General features: G+C 71.0%; 17 protein-coding genes and 1 pseudogene. 5 read left to right on the top strand and 13 right to left on the bottom strand.

Features of this window, described 5'->3' with window-relative positions; genetic code table 11:
- The first annotated feature begins 131 nt into the window (after positions 1-131).
- Both murA and KI385_RS17975 read left to right on the top strand, forming a co-directional pair.
- A complete protein-coding gene (gene murA / locus KI385_RS17970; protein WP_128510977.1) occupies positions 132-1,478 on the top strand; it encodes a UDP-N-acetylglucosamine 1-carboxyvinyltransferase in 1,347 nt (448 codons plus the stop codon).
- Positions 1,479-1,653: 175 nt separating this feature from the next.
- Positions 1,654-1,722: pseudogene (locus KI385_RS17975) on the top strand (hypothetical protein); the annotation flags it as partial.
- A 30-nt stretch (positions 1,723-1,752) separates the two neighbouring features.
- Here KI385_RS17975 and KI385_RS17980 read toward each other — a convergent pair.
- The 7 genes from KI385_RS17980 to KI385_RS18010 form a co-directional block, all read right to left on the bottom strand.
- Positions 1,753-1,914, bottom strand: coding sequence for a hypothetical protein (locus tag KI385_RS17980; RefSeq protein WP_238578099.1), 162 nt, complete (start codon positions 1,912-1,914; stop codon positions 1,753-1,755).
- A gap of 337 nt (positions 1,915-2,251) precedes the next feature.
- Positions 2,252-2,533, bottom strand: a complete 282-nt coding sequence (locus KI385_RS17985) for an HU family DNA-binding protein (protein ID WP_030069353.1) — start codon at positions 2,531-2,533, stop codon at positions 2,252-2,254.
- Positions 2,534-2,839: 306 nt separating this feature from the next.
- On the bottom strand, positions 2,840-4,273 hold the full coding sequence (locus tag KI385_RS17990; RefSeq protein WP_238573201.1) for an NAD-dependent malic enzyme: 1,434 nt from the start codon (positions 4,271-4,273) through the stop codon (positions 2,840-2,842).
- A gap of 430 nt (positions 4,274-4,703) precedes the next feature.
- A complete protein-coding gene (locus KI385_RS17995; RefSeq protein ID WP_238573202.1) occupies positions 4,704-7,061 on the bottom strand; it encodes a HelD family protein in 2,358 nt (785 codons plus the stop codon).
- 156 nt (positions 7,062-7,217) lie between these two features.
- Positions 7,218-7,958 carry an anti-sigma factor family protein gene (locus KI385_RS18000; RefSeq protein ID WP_238573203.1) on the bottom strand — a complete coding sequence of 247 codons (741 nt, stop codon included), beginning with the start codon at positions 7,956-7,958 and terminating at the stop codon, positions 7,218-7,220.
- Entirely contained in the window at positions 7,955-8,443 is a 489-nt protein-coding gene (locus KI385_RS18005) for a sigma-70 family RNA polymerase sigma factor (protein WP_238577730.1), read from the bottom strand. The genes KI385_RS18000 and KI385_RS18005 overlap by 4 nt, the downstream gene beginning before the upstream one ends.
- Positions 8,444-8,594: 151 nt before the next feature.
- The gene (locus tag KI385_RS18010) at positions 8,595-9,242 is read right to left on the bottom strand and encodes a CGNR zinc finger domain-containing protein (protein WP_238573204.1); all 648 of its coding nucleotides are present in this window, start codon (positions 9,240-9,242) and stop codon (positions 8,595-8,597) included.
- Positions 9,243-9,489: 247 nt separating this feature from the next.
- Here KI385_RS18010 and KI385_RS18015 point away from each other — a divergent pair, with 247 nt between their 5' ends.
- Positions 9,490-10,266, top strand: a complete 777-nt coding sequence (locus tag KI385_RS18015) for a class I SAM-dependent methyltransferase (RefSeq protein ID WP_238573205.1) — start codon at positions 9,490-9,492, stop codon at positions 10,264-10,266.
- Between the two features lie 29 nt (positions 10,267-10,295).
- Here KI385_RS18015 and KI385_RS18020 read toward each other — a convergent pair whose 3' ends face one another.
- From KI385_RS18020 to KI385_RS18035, 4 genes are all read right to left on the bottom strand, one after another.
- Positions 10,296-11,486 carry a uroporphyrinogen-III synthase gene (locus KI385_RS18020; protein ID WP_238573206.1) on the bottom strand — a complete coding sequence of 397 codons (1,191 nt, stop codon included), beginning with the start codon at positions 11,484-11,486 and terminating at the stop codon, positions 10,296-10,298.
- A gap of 201 nt (positions 11,487-11,687) precedes the next feature.
- Positions 11,688-13,127: a nitrate/nitrite transporter gene (locus tag KI385_RS18025; RefSeq protein WP_238573207.1), complete on the bottom strand. Its 1,440-nt coding sequence runs from the start codon at positions 13,125-13,127 to the stop codon at positions 11,688-11,690.
- Between the two features lie 136 nt (positions 13,128-13,263).
- On the bottom strand, positions 13,264-13,581 hold the full coding sequence (locus tag KI385_RS18030; RefSeq protein WP_425356922.1) for a type II toxin-antitoxin system PemK/MazF family toxin: 318 nt from the start codon (positions 13,579-13,581) through the stop codon (positions 13,264-13,266).
- A complete protein-coding gene (locus tag KI385_RS18035) occupies positions 13,578-13,778 on the bottom strand; it encodes a hypothetical protein (RefSeq protein WP_128506457.1) in 201 nt (66 codons plus the stop codon). The genes KI385_RS18030 and KI385_RS18035 overlap by 4 nt, the downstream gene beginning before the upstream one ends.
- A gap of 217 nt (positions 13,779-13,995) precedes the next feature.
- Here KI385_RS18035 and KI385_RS18040 point away from each other — a divergent pair, with 217 nt between their 5' ends.
- Both KI385_RS18040 and KI385_RS18045 read left to right on the top strand, forming a co-directional pair.
- Positions 13,996-14,811: a helix-turn-helix domain-containing protein gene (locus tag KI385_RS18040; RefSeq protein ID WP_238573208.1), complete on the top strand. Its 816-nt coding sequence runs from the start codon at positions 13,996-13,998 to the stop codon at positions 14,809-14,811.
- Positions 14,808-15,068: a DUF397 domain-containing protein gene (locus KI385_RS18045; protein WP_238573209.1), complete on the top strand. Its 261-nt coding sequence runs from the start codon at positions 14,808-14,810 to the stop codon at positions 15,066-15,068. The genes KI385_RS18040 and KI385_RS18045 overlap by 4 nt, the downstream gene beginning before the upstream one ends.
- A 6-nt stretch (positions 15,069-15,074) precedes the next feature.
- Here the strand turns inward: KI385_RS18045 and KI385_RS18050 are convergent, their stop codons facing one another.
- Together KI385_RS18050 and KI385_RS18055 are read right to left on the bottom strand one after the other, a co-directional pair.
- Entirely contained in the window at positions 15,075-15,617 is a 543-nt protein-coding gene (locus tag KI385_RS18050; protein ID WP_238573210.1) for a DUF4232 domain-containing protein, read from the bottom strand.
- A gap of 113 nt (positions 15,618-15,730) precedes the next feature.
- Positions 15,731-16,705: a LysR family transcriptional regulator gene (locus tag KI385_RS18055; protein WP_238573211.1), complete on the bottom strand. Its 975-nt coding sequence runs from the start codon at positions 16,703-16,705 to the stop codon at positions 15,731-15,733.
- Between the last annotated feature and the right edge of the window lie 13 nt (positions 16,706-16,718).

The raw sequence follows: 16,718 nt of genomic DNA on the forward strand, positions 1-16,718 counted from the left end.
GGCGGATCGTAGCCGAGCGTGTTGTGACAAAGCCATTACATGCTCAGAGCGTGCAGGGGCCTACGGGCACACCCTCGGCCGCCCTTACCATTTCTGCTTGGCCCCTGCCCGTCTCCAGGAACGCGAGATCCATGACCGTCTCTACTGACGACGTACTGCTTGTCCACGGCGGCACCCCGCTCGAGGGCGAGATCCGGGTTCGCGGTGCGAAGAACCTTGTGCCGAAGGCCATGGTCGCCGCCCTGCTCGGCAGCGGCCCCAGCCGACTGCGCAATGTGCCCGACATCCGCGACGTACGCGTGGTGCGCGGGCTGCTGCAGCTGCACGGTGTCACCGTGCGCCCCGGTGACGAGCCGGGCGAGCTGATCCTCGACCCGTCGCACGTGGAGAGCGCCAACGTCGCGGACATCGACGCCCACGCCGGCTCCTCGCGGATCCCGATCCTGTTCTGCGGTCCGCTGCTGCACCGCCTCGGCCACGCCTTCATCCCGGGCCTGGGCGGCTGCGACATCGGCGGCCGGCCGGTGGACTTCCACTTCGACGTGCTGCGCCAGTTCGGTGCGACCATCGAGAAGCGCGCCGACGGGCAGTACCTGGAGGCCCCGCAGCGGCTGCGCGGCACCAAGATCCGGCTGCCGTACCCGTCGGTCGGCTCGACCGAGCAGGTGCTGCTGACCGCCGTGCTGGCCGAGGGCGTCACCGAGCTGTCGAACGCCGCCGTGGAGCCGGAGATCGAGGACCTCATCTGCGTACTGCAGAAGATGGGCGCGATCATCTCCATGGACACCGACCGGACGATCCGGATCACCGGTGTCGACCGGCTCGACGGCTACAACCACCGCGCCCTCCCGGACCGCCTGGAGGCCGCCTCCTGGGCGTCCGCGGCGCTGGCCACCGAGGGCAACATCTACGTCCGCGGCGCGCAGCAGCGGTCGATGATGACCTTCCTCAACACCTTCCGCAGGGTCGGCGGCGCCTTCGAGATCGACGACGAGGGCATCCGCTTCTGGCACCCGGGCGGCTCGCTCAACGCCATCGCCCTGGAGACCGATGTCCACCCCGGTTTCCAGACCGACTGGCAGCAGCCGCTGGTCGTCGCGCTGACCCAGGCATCGGGCCTGTCCATCGTGCACGAGACGGTCTACGAGTCCCGGCTCGGCTTCACCTCGGCGCTGAACCAGATGGGCGCGCACATCCAGCTCTACCGCGAGTGCCTGGGCGGCTCCGCCTGCCGCTTCGGGCAGCGCAACTTCCTGCACTCCGCGGTCGTCTCGGGACCCACCAAGCTGCAGGGCGCCGACCTGGTCATCCCCGACCTGCGCGGCGGCTTCTCGTACCTGATCGCGGCGCTGGCGGCGCAGGGCACCTCCCGGGTGCACGGCATCGACCTGATCAACCGCGGCTACGAGAACTTCATGGAGAAGCTCGTGGAACTGGGCGCCCATGTGGAGCTGCCGAACGGGGCACTGCGCAACTGAGCGGCCGACGCAATGACGCGTCAGGGGCGGCCACCCGGACCGGGTGGCCGCCCCTGACGCGTTTCCAGGCTCCGCCCGTATGAACAAGTCGTCGTCAACAAGCCCCGGCGAACCCACCGCGAGATGGACCCAGGACAAACCCCTGGCGACATTGAAGCCGCAGCCCATAAGCGTGATGACGGAACGGGCCCTGCGCCGGGCGATCGTCGACGGGCGGCACCTCGTGGGCAGCGCGCTCCCCTCGGAGACCCAACTCGCCACCGCCCACGGCGTCTCACGCGGCACGGTCCGCCGGATCCTGGAGAGCGCCCGCGGCACCGCCGACGGCGAGGAGACGGCCCTGCTGCAACTGCCGCCGGACGGCGAGGTGCTGCCGGCCGACTGCGGGTCGGTCACCCAGGCGCTCCTGGACTCCCGCGGAGCGGTCTTCGCGCACGGCGAGCACCCTCACGGCGGGCACGTGGACGCACGGAAGTTGCGTGTGCGACGGGGAAGTCCGCTGCTGCGCGTACGCCGCACCAGTGGCCGGCGACAGTGGCCGGATTTATGCGGGAATTGGGCGCCGAGGTGCGCATCGGTGTCACCCGGACGGCCGTCTGACCGCCGCGGCGCCCTGGGCGTCGATCCCGCGGCCTGTGCGGCCGCCGCCTGCGTTCACCCGTGGGAGCTCCCCCGGCCGCACAGAACCGGCCGTACAGCCGCCCGTGGGCACGCGAAGGGGCGGCCACCCCTGGAAGGGATGGCCGCCCCGTCAAAACGCCGTGCTGAGGGTCTTACTTACCCTTGGCGGCTTCCTTGAGCTTGGAGCCCGCGGAGACCTTCACGCTGTAGCCGGCCGGGATCTGGATCGGGTCGCCGGTCTGCGGGTTGCGCGCGGTGCGAGCGGCACGGTGGGTGCGCTCGAAGGTCAGGAAGCCGGGGATGGTGACCTTCTCGTCGCCCTTGGCGACGATCTCGCCGGTCACCTCGGCGAGGGCGGCCAGAACGGCGTCGGCGTCCTTGCGGGTCACCTCGGCGCGATCGGCCAGAGCGGCCACCAGCTCACTGCGGTTCATGTTTGTACTCCCGTGTTCTTCTTGCCAATGAGGCGTGAGATCGAAGCCGATGCTGCCAGGGTCCTCGGACAGTCCCCGGACCCGGGTCTGGTGCCAGACCCTCGCGCCCGATTACGCATCCTGCCCCCACCTGCGGCGGTAAAGCCAATCCGGCACCCAGGAGGGTCACACGAAAAGCGCCACTGCCTCGTTCGTGGTAACGCTCTGTGTCAGTCCCGCTCCGGGCCGGCCCCACAGGGCGGCGGTGCTTACTGTCCGCCACCCTATGGGGGCCCCAACGACGGCGTGTCCAGCGACGCGCCGTACTCAGACCGTCGTGGTGGCCGTCACAGCCGGCTCGCTGCCCTTGGCCGCCGCCCGGACCGCACCGGCCACCGCGCCCGCGACCTTCTCGTTGAAGACGCTGGGGATGATGTAGTTCGGGTTGACCTCGTCCTCCAGGACGACGTCCGCGAGGGCGCCGGCCGCGGCCAGCATCATCTCGGTGTTCACCGTACGGGAGTGGGCGTCCAGCAGGCCGCGGAAGACACCGGGGAACACCAGGACGTTGTTGATCTGGTTCGGGAAGTCGGAGCGGCCGGTGGCCACGACGGTGGCGGTCTGCCGGGCGATCGCCGGGTCGACCTCGGGGTCGGGGTTGGCGAGTGCGAACACGATCGCGCCGTCGGCCATCTTCGCGACATCGTCGCCGTCCAGGACGTTGGGCGCGGAGACGCCGATGAAGACGTCCGCGCCGACCACGGCCTCCTTGAGGGTGCCGGTGACGCCCTCGGGGTTGGTGTTGTCGGCGATCCAGCGCAGCGGGGAGTCGGGGTCGGCGTCGACCAGGTCGGCGCGGCCGGCGTGCACCACACCGTGGATGTCGGCGACGACGGCGTGCTGGACACCGGCCGCGATCAGCAGCTTGAGGATGGCGGTACCGGCCGCGCCGGCGCCGGACATCACGACCCGGACGTCCTCGATCTTCTTGCCGACGACCCGCAGCGCGTTGGTGAGCGCGGCGAGCACCACGATGGCGGTGCCGTGCTGGTCGTCGTGGAAGACCGGAATGTCCAGGGCCTCGCGCAACCGCGCCTCGATCTCGAAGCAGCGGGGGGCGGAGATGTCCTCCAGGTTGATGCCCGCGAAGCCGGGGGCGATGGCCTTGACGATCTCCACGATCGCGTCGGAGTCCTGGGTGTCCAGGCAGATCGGCCAGGCGTCGATGCCGGCGAAGCGCTTGAAGAGGGCCGCCTTGCCCTCCATGACGGGCAGTGCGGCCTTGGGGCCGATGTTGCCCAGGCCGAGGACCGCGGAGCCGTCCGTGACGACCGCGACGCTGTTGCGCTTGATCGTCAGCCGGCGGGCGTCCTCGGGGTTGTCGGCGATGGCCTGGCAGACCCGGGCGACACCGGGGGTGTAGATCATCGACAGGTCGTCACGGTTACGGATGGGGTGCTTCGACGACATCTCGATCTTGCCGCCGAGGTGCATCAGGAACGTACGGTCGGAGACCTTGCCGAGCGAGACGCCCTCGATGTTGCGCAGCTGCTCGACGATCTCGTCGGCGTGGGCGGTGGAGGTCGCCGCGATGGTGACGTCGATTCGGAGCTTCTCGTGTCCCGATGCGGTGACGTCGAGGCCGGTCACCGAGCCTCCGTGGGACTCGACGGCCGTGGTGAGCTGGGAGACCGCGGTTCCGCTCGCGGGCACCTCCAGCCGGACCGTCATCGAGTAGGAGACGCTGGGCGCCGTTGCCATGGCCGACTTCCTCTGCTTTCACCGTGTAGCTGGATTGCCGTCCGATCGTCGCACCTACCGCGGAGTACGCGGTAGCCGCCCCGCATTGCGAACGTTTTGTTCGCGGGAAGCGGTATGTTCGGAAAGCAACTTCCACCATACGAGAGACGATCGGACAGGTGGAACCCCTCCGACGCAGGCGTGAGCTCCGCCACGCGAAATCAGCTGCGGGCGCCTCTCCCGGAGGAGAGACGCCCGCAGCAGATGCTGGCGGCACCGACCCGCCATGCTCGCCTCGCGGCAAGTGGTCGCTCGTAGCGACGATGGTTGGGCCCGGGGGCTTGGATCGAGCCGGTGCCGTCACCCAGGCTAACAAACCATCTCCCGAAGCGAATCCCGTCCCGGGGCACGGATTTCAAGACCCCCCGTACGGCGGTCGGTCCCGCGGCGCTCAGTCCCGCAGCAGGTCGGGCACCCCCGCCGCGTCCGGCTCGTCCCGTTCGGCGGACAGCACGGTCAGCTGCTGGGTGGCGCGGGTCAGCGCCACGTACAGCACCCGCAGGCCGGCCGGGGACTCATCGGCGATCTCGGCCGGCGAGACCACCACCGTGGCGTCGTACTCCAGCCCCTTGGCCTCCAGGGAGCCCAGCGCCACCACCCGCTCCCCCAGCGGGGCGAGCCAACGGCGGGCCTGTGCACGGCGGTTCATGGCCACCACGACGCCGATCGTGCCGTCCACCTCGCCCAGCAGCCGCTCGGCCTCCGCCACCGTGGCCTCGGCCAGCGCCGCGTCGTCGGCGGGCCGGCCCTCACGGGCCCCGTCCGCGGCGAGCGCGAAGCGCGGCTCCAGGCCCGTGGAGCGGACCGCCTTCGGCGACTGCATTCCGGGCATCGCCAGCGCCAGCACCTTGCCGGCCAGCTCGGCGATCTCCGCGGGGTTGCGGTAGTTCACGGTGAGCGTGAAACGGCGGCGCGGGCGGGTGCCGAGCGCCTCGTCGCGGGCGACGGCGGCCTCGTCCGGGTCGGACCACGAGGACTGCGCCGGGTCACCGACGACGGTCCAGGTGGCGTGCCGGCCGCGGCGGCCGACCATCCGCCACTGCATCGGTGTCAGATCCTGCGCCTCGTCGACGATGACATGGGCGTAGTCGGTGCGCTCCTCCTCCAGCCGCTCCCGGCGGCTGCGGCCGCCACCCATGCGGTCCGCGTGGGTCGAGAGCTCCTCCAGGCCGGTCAGATGGTCCAGCGGATCGGCCTCGCGCGGCCGGGCCGGGCGCATCGGGGCGCCGAGGATCAGCTGCAGCTCGTCCAGCAGGGCGACGTCGTGCACCGACAGCGGGCCGTGCCCCCGCTCGTCCAACCGGCGCAGGGAGCGGGCCAGTTGGCGCACCTCACGCGGGTTGAGCACCCGGCGCGCCCAGCGGCCCAGCCGGCGTTCGTCGGCCATCGCGGCCAGCACCCCGCGCGGGGTCAGCTCGGGCCACCAGGCGTCCAGGAATTCCTGGAAGTCGGTCTCGGTGGTGATGTCCTCGTCGAAGCCCTCACGGGCCTCGGCGGCCAGTTCGGGGTCCGTGTAGCGGCGGGCGGCGCCCGACTTGGTCCACAGGGCGTCCAGGATCAGCCGGCGGGCGCGCGGGCGCAGCAGGTTGACCGGTGCGGTGCCGCCGAGCGCGTTGTGCCGGATGCCGCGCAGCTCGTCGGCGTCCAGCTCGATCCGGCCACCGAACGCGACGACGCGCAGCCGGGTGGGGGAGCTCTCGGGCGCCGCCAGCTCCAGCGCCCCGCGGGCCGCCTTGCGCAGCAGCTTCTGCATGCGCGAGGAGCCCTTGACGCGGGCCACCGCCGGCGGGTCGTACGCGGTGGCCTCGGCGCCGTCCACCAGGGAGCCGAGCGCCCGGATGGCGACCTGGCCCTCCTCGCCGAGGGACGGCAGCACGCCTTCGGTGTAGGCGACCAGCAGCGGCGTCGGGGAGACGATCAGGATGCCGCCCGCGTAGCGGCGCCGGTCCTGGTAGAGGAGGTAGGCGGCGCGGTGCAGGGCGACCGCGGTCTTGCCGGTGCCGGGGCCGCCCTCGACCTCGGTGACGGACGCGGCGGGGGCCCTGATGACCATGTCCTGCTCGGCCTGGATGGACGCCACGATGTCGCGCATGGTGTGGCTGCGGGCCCGGCCGAGCGCGGCCATCAGCGCGCCGTCGCCGATCGCCGGCAGCTCCTGGCCGTCCAGCGTCGCGGTGATCTCCGGACGCATCAGATCGTCCTCGACGCCGAGGACCTTACGGCCCTTGGAGCGGATCACCCGCCGGCGTACGACCCGGCCCGGGGCGACCGGGGTGGCCCGGTAGAAGGGCGCGGCGGCCGGCGCCCGCCAGTCGATGACCAGCGGGGAGTAGTCCGCGTCGAGCACGCCGAGACGGCCGATGTGCAGCGTCTCGGCGATCGCGGCGCGGCCGTCCTCGATGGCGCCCTCGGCGGGTTCGACGGAGGTGTAGGCGCCGTCCGGTCCCTTCTTTCCGTCCTTGCCGAGGAGCAGGTCGATCCGGCCGAAGAGGAAGTCCTCGTACTCCGAATTCAGGCGGTGGAGATGGACGCCGGCCTGGAAGACCTGGGCGTCGCGCTCGGCGAGTGCGCCGGGCGTGCCGACCTGGCCGCGCTTGGCGGCGTCGTCCATCAGAAACTCTGCCTCGTGGATCTTCTCCTCGAGGCGCCGGTAGACGCGGTCCAGATGCGTCTGCTCGGCGTCGATCTCGCGTTCGCGAACGGAATCCGATGTGTGATCCGGTGCGTGCGTGGCGTTGTGCGCGGCCACCCAGGTCCCCTTCTGCTGTGCGTAGGGCAGCCGTCAACCGTACGCGAACCGGGCACCATGCGCACCTGGTGATAGGGACAAAGTTGGGCGAGTTCGGTCGGATGTCGACTCAGACCTTTACTTCGGGCTTGCGCCGGCCGACGTTCACCGTTGGGTTCAGACGTTCACCGTGGCCAGTCGCTTGCCCTCCAGGGTGTTGACCTCGAAGTGATCAATGTCTCCGCGGTTGAGGGCCGCGCCGCCCGCCGCGTACAGGGGCTCGCGGTTCCACTTCGCGCTGCTGCCCTTGATGCCGTAGCCACCCTTGGGGACCGCCCAGGTGGTGACGGTCTGCCGCCGGCCGTCCTTGCCGACGGCCACCAGGTCGCAGGTGAGCGGCCCCTTGACGTTGGCGAGTTCGAGGACGACCTGGGTGCCCCAGGGGCGGGCCGCCATGGAGACGCCCGCCGAGACCTTGGTGACGGGGTCGACGGAGCTCACCTTCTCGCCCTCGGCGTACTGGGCGCGTACGGCGTTCGCCAGCGGCGGGGCCGGCGCGTCCTGTGTGTCGCCCTTCAGGGAGACGGCGGCGAGCGGTCCGCCGACGATCAGCACAACGGCCGCGGCGACGAGGAACAGCCGGCGCCGGGCGCGGCCGCGGCGGGTGGCGGCGACCTCGTCGAGCAGCCCGTCCAGCAGCCCCGGGCCGGGGACGGCGGTGATCGTCTCCGGGGTGGCGGCGGACTCCTTGAACTCGGCCAGCGCCGGGGCCAGGCCCATCAGTTCCTCAAGCTCGACCGCGCACCGGTCACAGCCGACCAGATGCGCCTCGAACCGTTCCGCGTCGGCGGCGTCCAGGACGCCCAGCGCGTAGGCGCCGACGTCGGTGTGCCGGTCCGGCTGCGTGGGCGGGGTCACTCCGTCACTCCTCGTTCCTCGAGCGAGAGCCTCAGGGAGCGCAGCGCGTAGAACACCCGGGACCGCACGGTCCCGGCCGGCACGCGCAGCACCTCCGCTGCCTCGTTGACCGTACGTTCCTTGAAGTACGTCTCGACGAGGGCCTCTCGGTGGGCCTGGCTCAGGTCGCTCAGCGCCTCGGAGATCGTCATCAGGCGCAGCGCCCGGTCGATCACATCGGCGGCGGGCATCGTCTCCAGCGGCGTCGCATCGACCTCTTGCGGCCGGGCCTTGCGGCTGCGGTGTCCGTCGATCACGATCCGCCGGGCGACCGTCACCAGCCACGGACGGATCGAGCCGGTGGCGCGCAGCAGTTGATCGGCGTTGCGCCAGGCGCGCACCAGCGTCTCCTGCACCACGTCCTCCGCGCGATGCCGGTCGCCCGCCACCAGTCGCAGGACGAAGGCGAGGAGCGGGCCCGCATGCTCGTCGTAGAGGGCTCGCATGAGCTCCTCATCAGGTGTCGTCCGGTCAGCCACGAGGGCATCCTTACGCACTCCAACTCCCGGGTCGATAGCGCGGATCACCCAAGATCACCGGGGGCCGGGCCATGAATCGGACTTGCGGTGAGGAGTACGGACGGGACGGGCGGGATGTTCAGCGGCCGGCCGAAATATTTTTTGCCGCGGTCGCGGGGCCCGGGACGACGGGAGCGCCGCCGCCCTCCACCCTTTGCCTCATGGTGCGTCTCCGGTGCCGCGCCACCCGCTCCCGGTTGCCGCACACCTCGCTGGAGCACCAGCGGCGGCGCCGGCCGCGCGAGGTGTCGAGATAGACCACGGAGCAGTTCTCCCCCGCGCACTGCCGCAGCTGTCCCCGCGCCACCGTGTCGGTCAGCAGCCCGACCGCGTCCCGGGCCACCGCGGCCAGCAGCCCGGCGCAGTCGGGCGGGCCGGGGAGCGCGGCGGCCAGGGCGCCGTCCGCGGTACGCACCGCGTGCAGGGCGGGCGGCGCTCCGGCCACGGCGGCGGAGTTGAGCAGCGCCAGGTCGGCGTCGGCCGCCCGGCCCCGCAGTTCGTCGTGCACCACACGGCGCAGCAGCTCGCGCAGCGCCCGGAAGCGGGCGACCCAGCGGCCGTCGACGCCGTCCAGCGGGGCGCCGTGCGGCACCAGACCCGCTCCGGCCAGCCAGGTCGACAGCTGCTCGGGGCCGGTGAGCCGTTCGGCGGGGGCGCCGCCGGTGGTGGCCACCAGGTCCAGGCAGATCCGCCCGCAGTCGAACCGCAGGTCGCAAGGCGCCGCCATGTGCCTGTCACTCCTTAGGGACCAAACGCGTGTGCTCCCAGAGTGCCCGGCGCACGAGCCGGCCGGAACCCTCCGGAGGCCGCCACTCCGCACGGGCGTCCGCCGTAGACACCATGCGTAGACACGGGCAGTAGACGCTGTGCGTATACAGCTGATGTATAGTCCGCGACGTGGGCGGGCCGCGGGCTCCTGCGCACCGCGCCGCCCCTGTCGTAGCGCTCGCCGCCCCTCCAGGACGAAGGTCTCCATGTCGCGCAAGTCCCTGCTCACGAACCGCGCCAGCCTGACCCACAAGATCGGCTACGCGGTCCGTAACCCGGCCCGCATCACCCCGTACGTCAAGCGCACCGCCCGCGACACCTGGCTGCGCCTCAAGCACCCCGACCATGTCGCGTACTACCGGGCGGTGATGGCCTCCGACACCGGGCGCAACCCCGAGGCCGCGGTCGGCAGCCGCAGCCACGACCGCTGGCTGGCGCTGGGCGAGATGCAGTTCGACTACCTGGCCGAACACGGTCTGAAGCCCGGCCACCGGATGCTGGACATCGGCTGCGGCAATCTGCGCGCCGGCTGGCGCTTCATCGCCCACCTGGACACCGGCAACTACTACGGCATCGACATCTCACCGGACATCCTGATAGCCGCGAAGCGCACCCTGACGACCTACGAACTGCAGGACAAACTCCCGCACTTGACGATCACCCAGGACCTCAAGCTGGAGTTCCTGCCGACCGCCCACTTCGACGTCGTCCACGCGCACAGCGTCTTCTCGCACTCACCGCTCGACGTCATCGACGAATGCCTCGCCCATGTCGGCCGGATCCTGGCCCCCGGCGGCTTCTTCGACTTCACCTTCGACCGCACCGAGGGCACCGAACACCAGGTGCTGCGCGAGGACTTCTACTACCGGACCGACACCCTGCTGCAACTGGCCCGCAAGCACGGGCTGGAGGCCCGCTTCATGGACGACTGGGAGAAGCGCCCGCACGGCCAGTCCAAGATCCGGGTCAACAACCCGGCCTGAGCCGCCCGGCCCGATCCCTCGGACACGCCCTACGCGCCGCCGTACTTGTCGGTGTCCGCATGCGGGTCGAGCGACAGCCGGTACCCGCGCTTGACGACCGTCTGGATCAGCTTGGGCGCGCCCAGCGCCACCCGCAGCCGGGCCATCGCGGTCTCCACCGCATGCTCGTCGCGGCCCGCGCCCGGCAGCGCGCGCAGCAGGTCCGCGCGGGAGACCACCCAGCCGGGACGGCGGGCCAGCGCACGCAGCAGCGCCATCCCGGCCGGCGGTACCGGCCGCAGCGCGCCGTCCACCACGGCGGCGTGCCCGCGGATCTCCATCCGCCGCCCGGCCACCGGCAACGGCGGTACCCGGCCAGGCAGTTCCCGGCACAGCAACTGCACCAGCGGCCCCAGCCGGAAGCGCTCCGGCTGGAGCGTGGGGATGTCCTCGGCCTGCAGCGGCAGCGCGGTCACCGGCCCCACGCACACCGGCAGCACCTCCTGCCGCAGCGCCGTCACCACCGCTTCCCGGATACCGCGCTCCTCGGCCCGGCGCAGCAGCGACGCCGCGGCCGGCGCGCTGGTGAAGGTCACCGCGTCCAGGCCGCCCGCGACCACCGCGTCCAGCAGCCGGTCGACCGGCCCGATGTCCTCCGGCGGCATCCAGCGGTACACCGGGACGCCGACGACCTCCGCGCCGTCGGCCCGAAGCGCCTCCACGAACCCCGGCAGCGGCTCCCCGTGCAGCTGAAGGGCCACCCGGCGCCCGGAGACGCCCTCCTCCAGCAGCCGGTCCAGCACCTCGGCCATCGACTCGGAGGCCGGTGACCACTTCTCGGTCAGCCCGGCGGCCCGGATCGCGCCGCGCACCTTCGGCCCGCGCGCCAGCAGCTCCACCCCGGTCAGCCGGTCCAGCAGCGCCTCGCCCAGCCCCCAGCCCTCCGCGGCCTCGACCCAGCCGCGGAACCCGATGGCGGTGGTGGCCACGACGACATCGGGGGCATGGTCGATCAGGTCCCGGGTCACCGCGAGCAGCTCGGTGTCGTCCGGCAGCGGCACGATGCGCAGCGCGGGCGCGTGCAGCACCTGTGCGCCCCGCCGCTCCAGCAGCGCACCCAGCTCCTCGGCCCGCCGGGCCGCGGTGACCCCGACGGTGAACCCGTCCAGCGGCCGGACGGCCGGTCCCGTCCCCGGCTCCGTCCGCTCCTGCCCGCCGTGCTCCTGCTGGTGATCGTGCATGGTCCCGCTCCGCCCAGAGTGGTTGTGCCGCGTCCTGCACCCGTACCGCCGCGGCTCGGGCGGCACGGAGTGCCAAGGTGCCCACCGTGCCAACGGCACGTGACAGGCCCGGTCCTCCAGTATTTCCCCACGGTTACGGCGCCGGAGGGCCGAGGGCTGTGCGGCGGCCCGGACGCGGCCGCCGCACCTGCCCCCGCCGCCTCACACCTCCGCGTAAACCGGCCGCCGCTCGCCGACCGCGGCCGCCTCACCCGTCTCCACCCGCGCCGTACGCCGTGCGCGGGCCACAGGCCGCAGGTATACGGCCCAGGTCACCGCGCCGCACACCACGTAGCAGACCAGGAACGACACAAACGCCGGCGTGCCCGACCCGGCCACCAGGAACGACTGGCGAAAGGCGAGGTTGATGGCCAGCCCGCCGAGCGCGCCCACCGCCCCGATCAGCCCCATCGCCGCCCCCGACAGCCGCCGCCCGTACGCCGCGGCCTCCTCCCCCGCCAGCCCGCGCCGCAGCGCCTGGGCCTGGAAGATCCCCGGGATCATCTTGTACGTGGAGCCGTTGCCGAGCCCCGTCAGCACGAACAGCGCGATGAACCCGACGAGGAACACCGGCAGCGACCGCACCACCGAGGCGTAAATGACGACCCCCGTGGCCAGGCCCATCGCCGCGAAGTTCCCCAACGTGATCCGGGCACCGCCGAACCGGTCCGCCAGCCGCCCGCCGACCGGCCGGATCAACGACCCCAGCAGCGGCCCGATGAACGTCAGCGACGCCGCCTGGAGAGGCGTGCGCGCGAACTGGTTCTGCAGCACCAGACCGAACGCGAAGCTGTAGCCGATGAACGACCCGAACGTGCCGATGTACAGCAGCGACATCACCCAGGTGTGCGGCTCCTTGGCCGCGTCCCGGGCCGCCCCGGTGTCGTTCGTCACCGGCCCGAGGTTGTCCATGAACAGCGCCGCGAGCACCGCCGCGATCACGATCAGCGGTACGTACACGGCCAGCACGATCCGCGGATGCGCGGCCCCCGCCGTCCCGATCACCAGCAGCCCCAGCAGCTGGATCACCGGCACGCCGATGTTGCCGCCGCCGGCGTTCAGCCCCAGCGCATAGCCCTTCTTCCGCAGCGGAAAGAAGGAGTTGATGTTCGTCATCGACGAGGCGAAGTTCCCGCCGCCGACCCCCGCCAGCGCCGCGACCACCATGAACGTCGTGTACGAGGTGCCCGGCTCGATCACCACCGCCGCCACCGCGGTCGGCACCAGCAGCAGCAGCGCGCTCAGCACCGTCCAGTTACGCCCGCCGAACCGCGCCACCGCGAAGGTGTACGGCACCCGCAGCACCCCGCCCACCAGCGTCGGCATCGCCACCAGGAAGAACTTCCCGGCCGGATCGACCCCGTACTCGGGCCCCATGAACAGCACCATCACCGACCACAGGCTCCAGACGGAGAACCCGATGTGCTCGGAGAGCACGGAGAACACAAGATTCCGCCGCGCGATCCGCTCCCCCGACTCCTGCCAGAACCCCTCGTCCTCGGGGTCCCAGTGATCGATCCACCGGCCGCCCCGCCTCAGGCGGCCGTCGGCAGGGGTGTCGTCAGGGCTTTCGCTACGGGTATCTGCTGCCGCGGCCGTCATCGCGCCTCCCAAGGGGTCAGGTCCTGCTCACTGACGCTAGGGACGGCGGGTTTCCATACGGTGCCGCCCGGTGACGCGTACGAAACCTTGCACTCACGCGATGCGGCGGGGGGCGGTGAGGGGCGGGCGGCTCTCGTCAGAGACCGAGGTAACGCGTCACAGCGTGTTCGACTTCGGCGAGTTCATCACGGTCGAGATAGTGGATGGGATCGCCGTGAATGAATGAGGTATCGACCGTGCGAATCTGATCGACCAGAAACCTCGTGCTGGTCCCTGCCAGTTCGACCTCGGGCCGGAACACCGAGGGCTGTGCGCTGGTGGACGTCGGGACAACGGTGGCGACGCTCCAAGGCATGGATGTCGGGCTCAGCACCAGGCCAAAACGGCGCCCTCGCTGCTCGTGCCCACGCTTCGCATCGCCGAAGTCGATCCGGTAGACGGCGCCACGGATCACCAGGCGTCCTCTTCCGTTGTCAGGTCCTCATCGGCCAGGCGTTCCGCGTCGCTGCGGGCACGGGAGAGCCATACCTCGCGCTCCAGGAGTCGCAGCGCACGCCGGATCACGTCACTGGTGCCCTCGCCACCGCGCATGGCGTCCTTGATGATCCGCGCATCCTCTTCGGTGGGCCGAAACCCTATCGTCGCTGCCATACAGGGCAGATTAACGCCGCGTACAACAGCTGTCCAACGGTTGTAGTACACGTCCCTCGCCCCGAGGCCGGTCAGTTGAGTCTTTGCGTTCACGCAGCGACGGTCGCACTGCGTAACTACGCTGCCTCGTAACGTGAACCCGTACTCCTGGTGAGTACGGGCGCACACATGGTCACAGGCGTCCAAGTACGGGGAGTGGAAGGCCATGCACCCGCGAATGAAGCCCAAGAACCGGCACTCCGCAGCAATGGAAGTCATCGGTGCGCAGCTGGCACTGTTCCGCATCAACGCCGGCCTCACCCAGCGCGGCCTCGGGGAACGGACCACCGCATCCGAGGAGACCATCGCCTCCATCGAACAGGGCAGGCGGGCCCTGATGCCGCATCTGGCTACCGAGTTCGACCAACTCCTGAACACCGGCGGGGCGCTGGCGGCGGGGGTGGCGAAACTGCCGCCGAAGGAGAAGTATCCGATCTGGGCGGAGGACTTCATGGCCCATGAGCGGGAGGCGATCACCCTCTCCACGTACGAAACCGTGGTCATCCCCGGGCTGTTGCAGACCGAGGAGTACGCACATGCCACATTTCGCTGCACGGTACTGCCGCTCGGAGAGGAGGAGACCGAACGGCGCGTGGCCGCACGCACAGAGCGTCAATCAGTGCTGCGCCGCAAGCAGCCTATGTGCGCCAGCTTCATCCTCTTCGAGGCAGTCCTGCTCGGCCGCCTGGGGGGTCGCGACGTTATGCAGCGGCAGATCCATCATCTGCGTGACTGCGCAGACCAACCTGGCGTTTCGATTCAAGTTCTCCCCCTGGACCGCGAGAGTCACGCCGGGGTCTCGGGTCCATTCGTGATCCTCGAAACACCTGACTACCAGCGGCTGGTTTACACAGAGTCGCACCGCGGCAGTCAGCTGATTTCCGATCCGGATGAGGTCAGCGCTCTGGTCCAGAAGTATGGAATGCTGCGAATGCAGGCTCTCAGCGACTCCGAAACGAGGGGCCTGTTGGACCGGCTGCTAGGAGAGCAATGACCGACCTGACGTGGTTCAAAGCCAGCTACAGCACCGAAGAAGGCGGCAACTGCCTCGAAGTCGCCTACACCTGGCGCAAGTCCAGCCACAGCGGCAGCGAAGGCGGCGCCTGCGTAGAGGTGGCCGCCCACCCCACCACCATCCACGTTCGCGACTCCAAGGACCCCCAGGGCCCGCACCTCGACTTCTCGCCGGGCGCCTGGGCCTCGTTCACCTCGTTCGCCGCACGCAGCGCCGCCGCCACAACAGCCCCGTAACCGGGGCTACTCCGCCGCTTCCCGTGGCGGATCCATCCATATCTTTTCCGCGCAGATATACATCGACAGGCGCTTGCCCGCCTCGTCCCGTGCCGCGACCGCCCGCCGGCCCGGGTAGTCGTGCGGCGCGGACACCACGGCGAGGTCGTTGGTGACGGCCATGGGGTCGCTCAACGGCGCGTCCTTGGGACAGTCCCTGTAGCGCAGGCCGGTCGTGATCTTCCCGCCGCGCCGCAGGTCTATCGGCAGGGCCCGGCCATGGCCTTCGCCATCGGACTGGGTCGCCTTGCCGAGGTGGACCTCGACGACCGGGAAGCCGCGGAACACACACGGGCCCGAGCCCGTGTTGACGACGGACAGCCGGGCCTCGCGGTTCTTGGTGTGCGGCTTCCTCTTCAGGACGGTGAGCTTCCACCGCAGGCCCTTGGTCGTGCAGTTGGCGTGCAGTGCCGCCATCCGCGGTGAGCCACAGCCCGTCAGGGCCAGGCCCGCCATGACGGATATGGTCAGCGCGGCCGCCACCACCGCAAGACGTGAACGCCGTTGCACAACTCCCCCTGTTCGTTCGACACACGAGTCCCTGCCGTTAAGGAAAGCTTTCGCGTGCCCGAGGTTGCCTGTGCGGCCGTACCTTCTTCCGTACGTCGATCAGCGCCGGGCCGTCACCCGCGCACCCCCATCACCCGCGCGTCCGCCTCCGGAAGCCACCATGCGCTCCCCGGCAGCGCCGACCAGGCGTGCCGCTCGCCCAGTTCCCGTGCGGCCGCCCGCAGCGCTTCGAGCCCCGGATGCCGCAGCCCGCGCCGCCACACCATCGATATGGGCGACAGCGGTACGGGATCCACGATCGGCCGCAGCACCATCCCCGGCACCTCGATGAACTCCACGCTCGCCAGCACCGACCACCCCCGCTTGCGCACCACCCGTACGAACTCCTGCGAGCCCTCGATCTCCGGGAACGGCTCGGCCATCGCGATGCCGCGCCCCGCGAAGAGCCGCTCGGCCAGGTCCGTCCACTCCGCGGTCTGCGGATTGCCGGCGGCCGCATAGAGCGTCTCGCCGGCCAGCTCCGCGAGCGGGACGGCGGACCGTGCGGCCAGCGGATGATCGTCGCGCAGCAGTACCGCCATCGGCTCCAGCCGGACCGGCTGATGGTCGAGACCGGCCCGCACGCCCGCCGGCAGCGCCGCGATCCGGCCGAAGGAGACATCGAGCCGCCCGGCCGCCACCTCGGCCGCCGCACCCGTCAGCCCGCTGTGGAAGCGGGCGACCAGCTCACAGCTGTCCGGCACCCGGCCCCTGGCCGCCTCCAGCACCCCGTGGGCGGTACCGATGGGAACCCCGACATCGACCAACAGCGGCCGCTCGGGGACCGGCCGGAACGCGACGGCCAGCTCGTCCTGCGCGGTCAACACCCGCCGCGCGTACGGCAGCAGCCGCTCCCCGTCCGCCGTCAGCGCGACCCGGCGGGTGCTCCGCACGAACAGCGTGGCGCCCAACTCCCGCTCCAGCCGGCGGATGTCGCGGCTCAGGGCCTGCTGGGCGACGTACAGTCGGGCGGCGGCGCGGGTGAAGTGCAGCTCGTCGGCGACGGCGGTGAACGCGCGGAGCAGACGCGGATCGATGTCGTACGGCATCGGGCCATCCTGG

The sequence above is a fragment of the Streptomyces inhibens genome, assembly GCF_022221585.1.
Lineage (GTDB): Bacteria > Actinomycetota > Actinomycetes > Streptomycetales > Streptomycetaceae > Streptomyces > Streptomyces inhibens.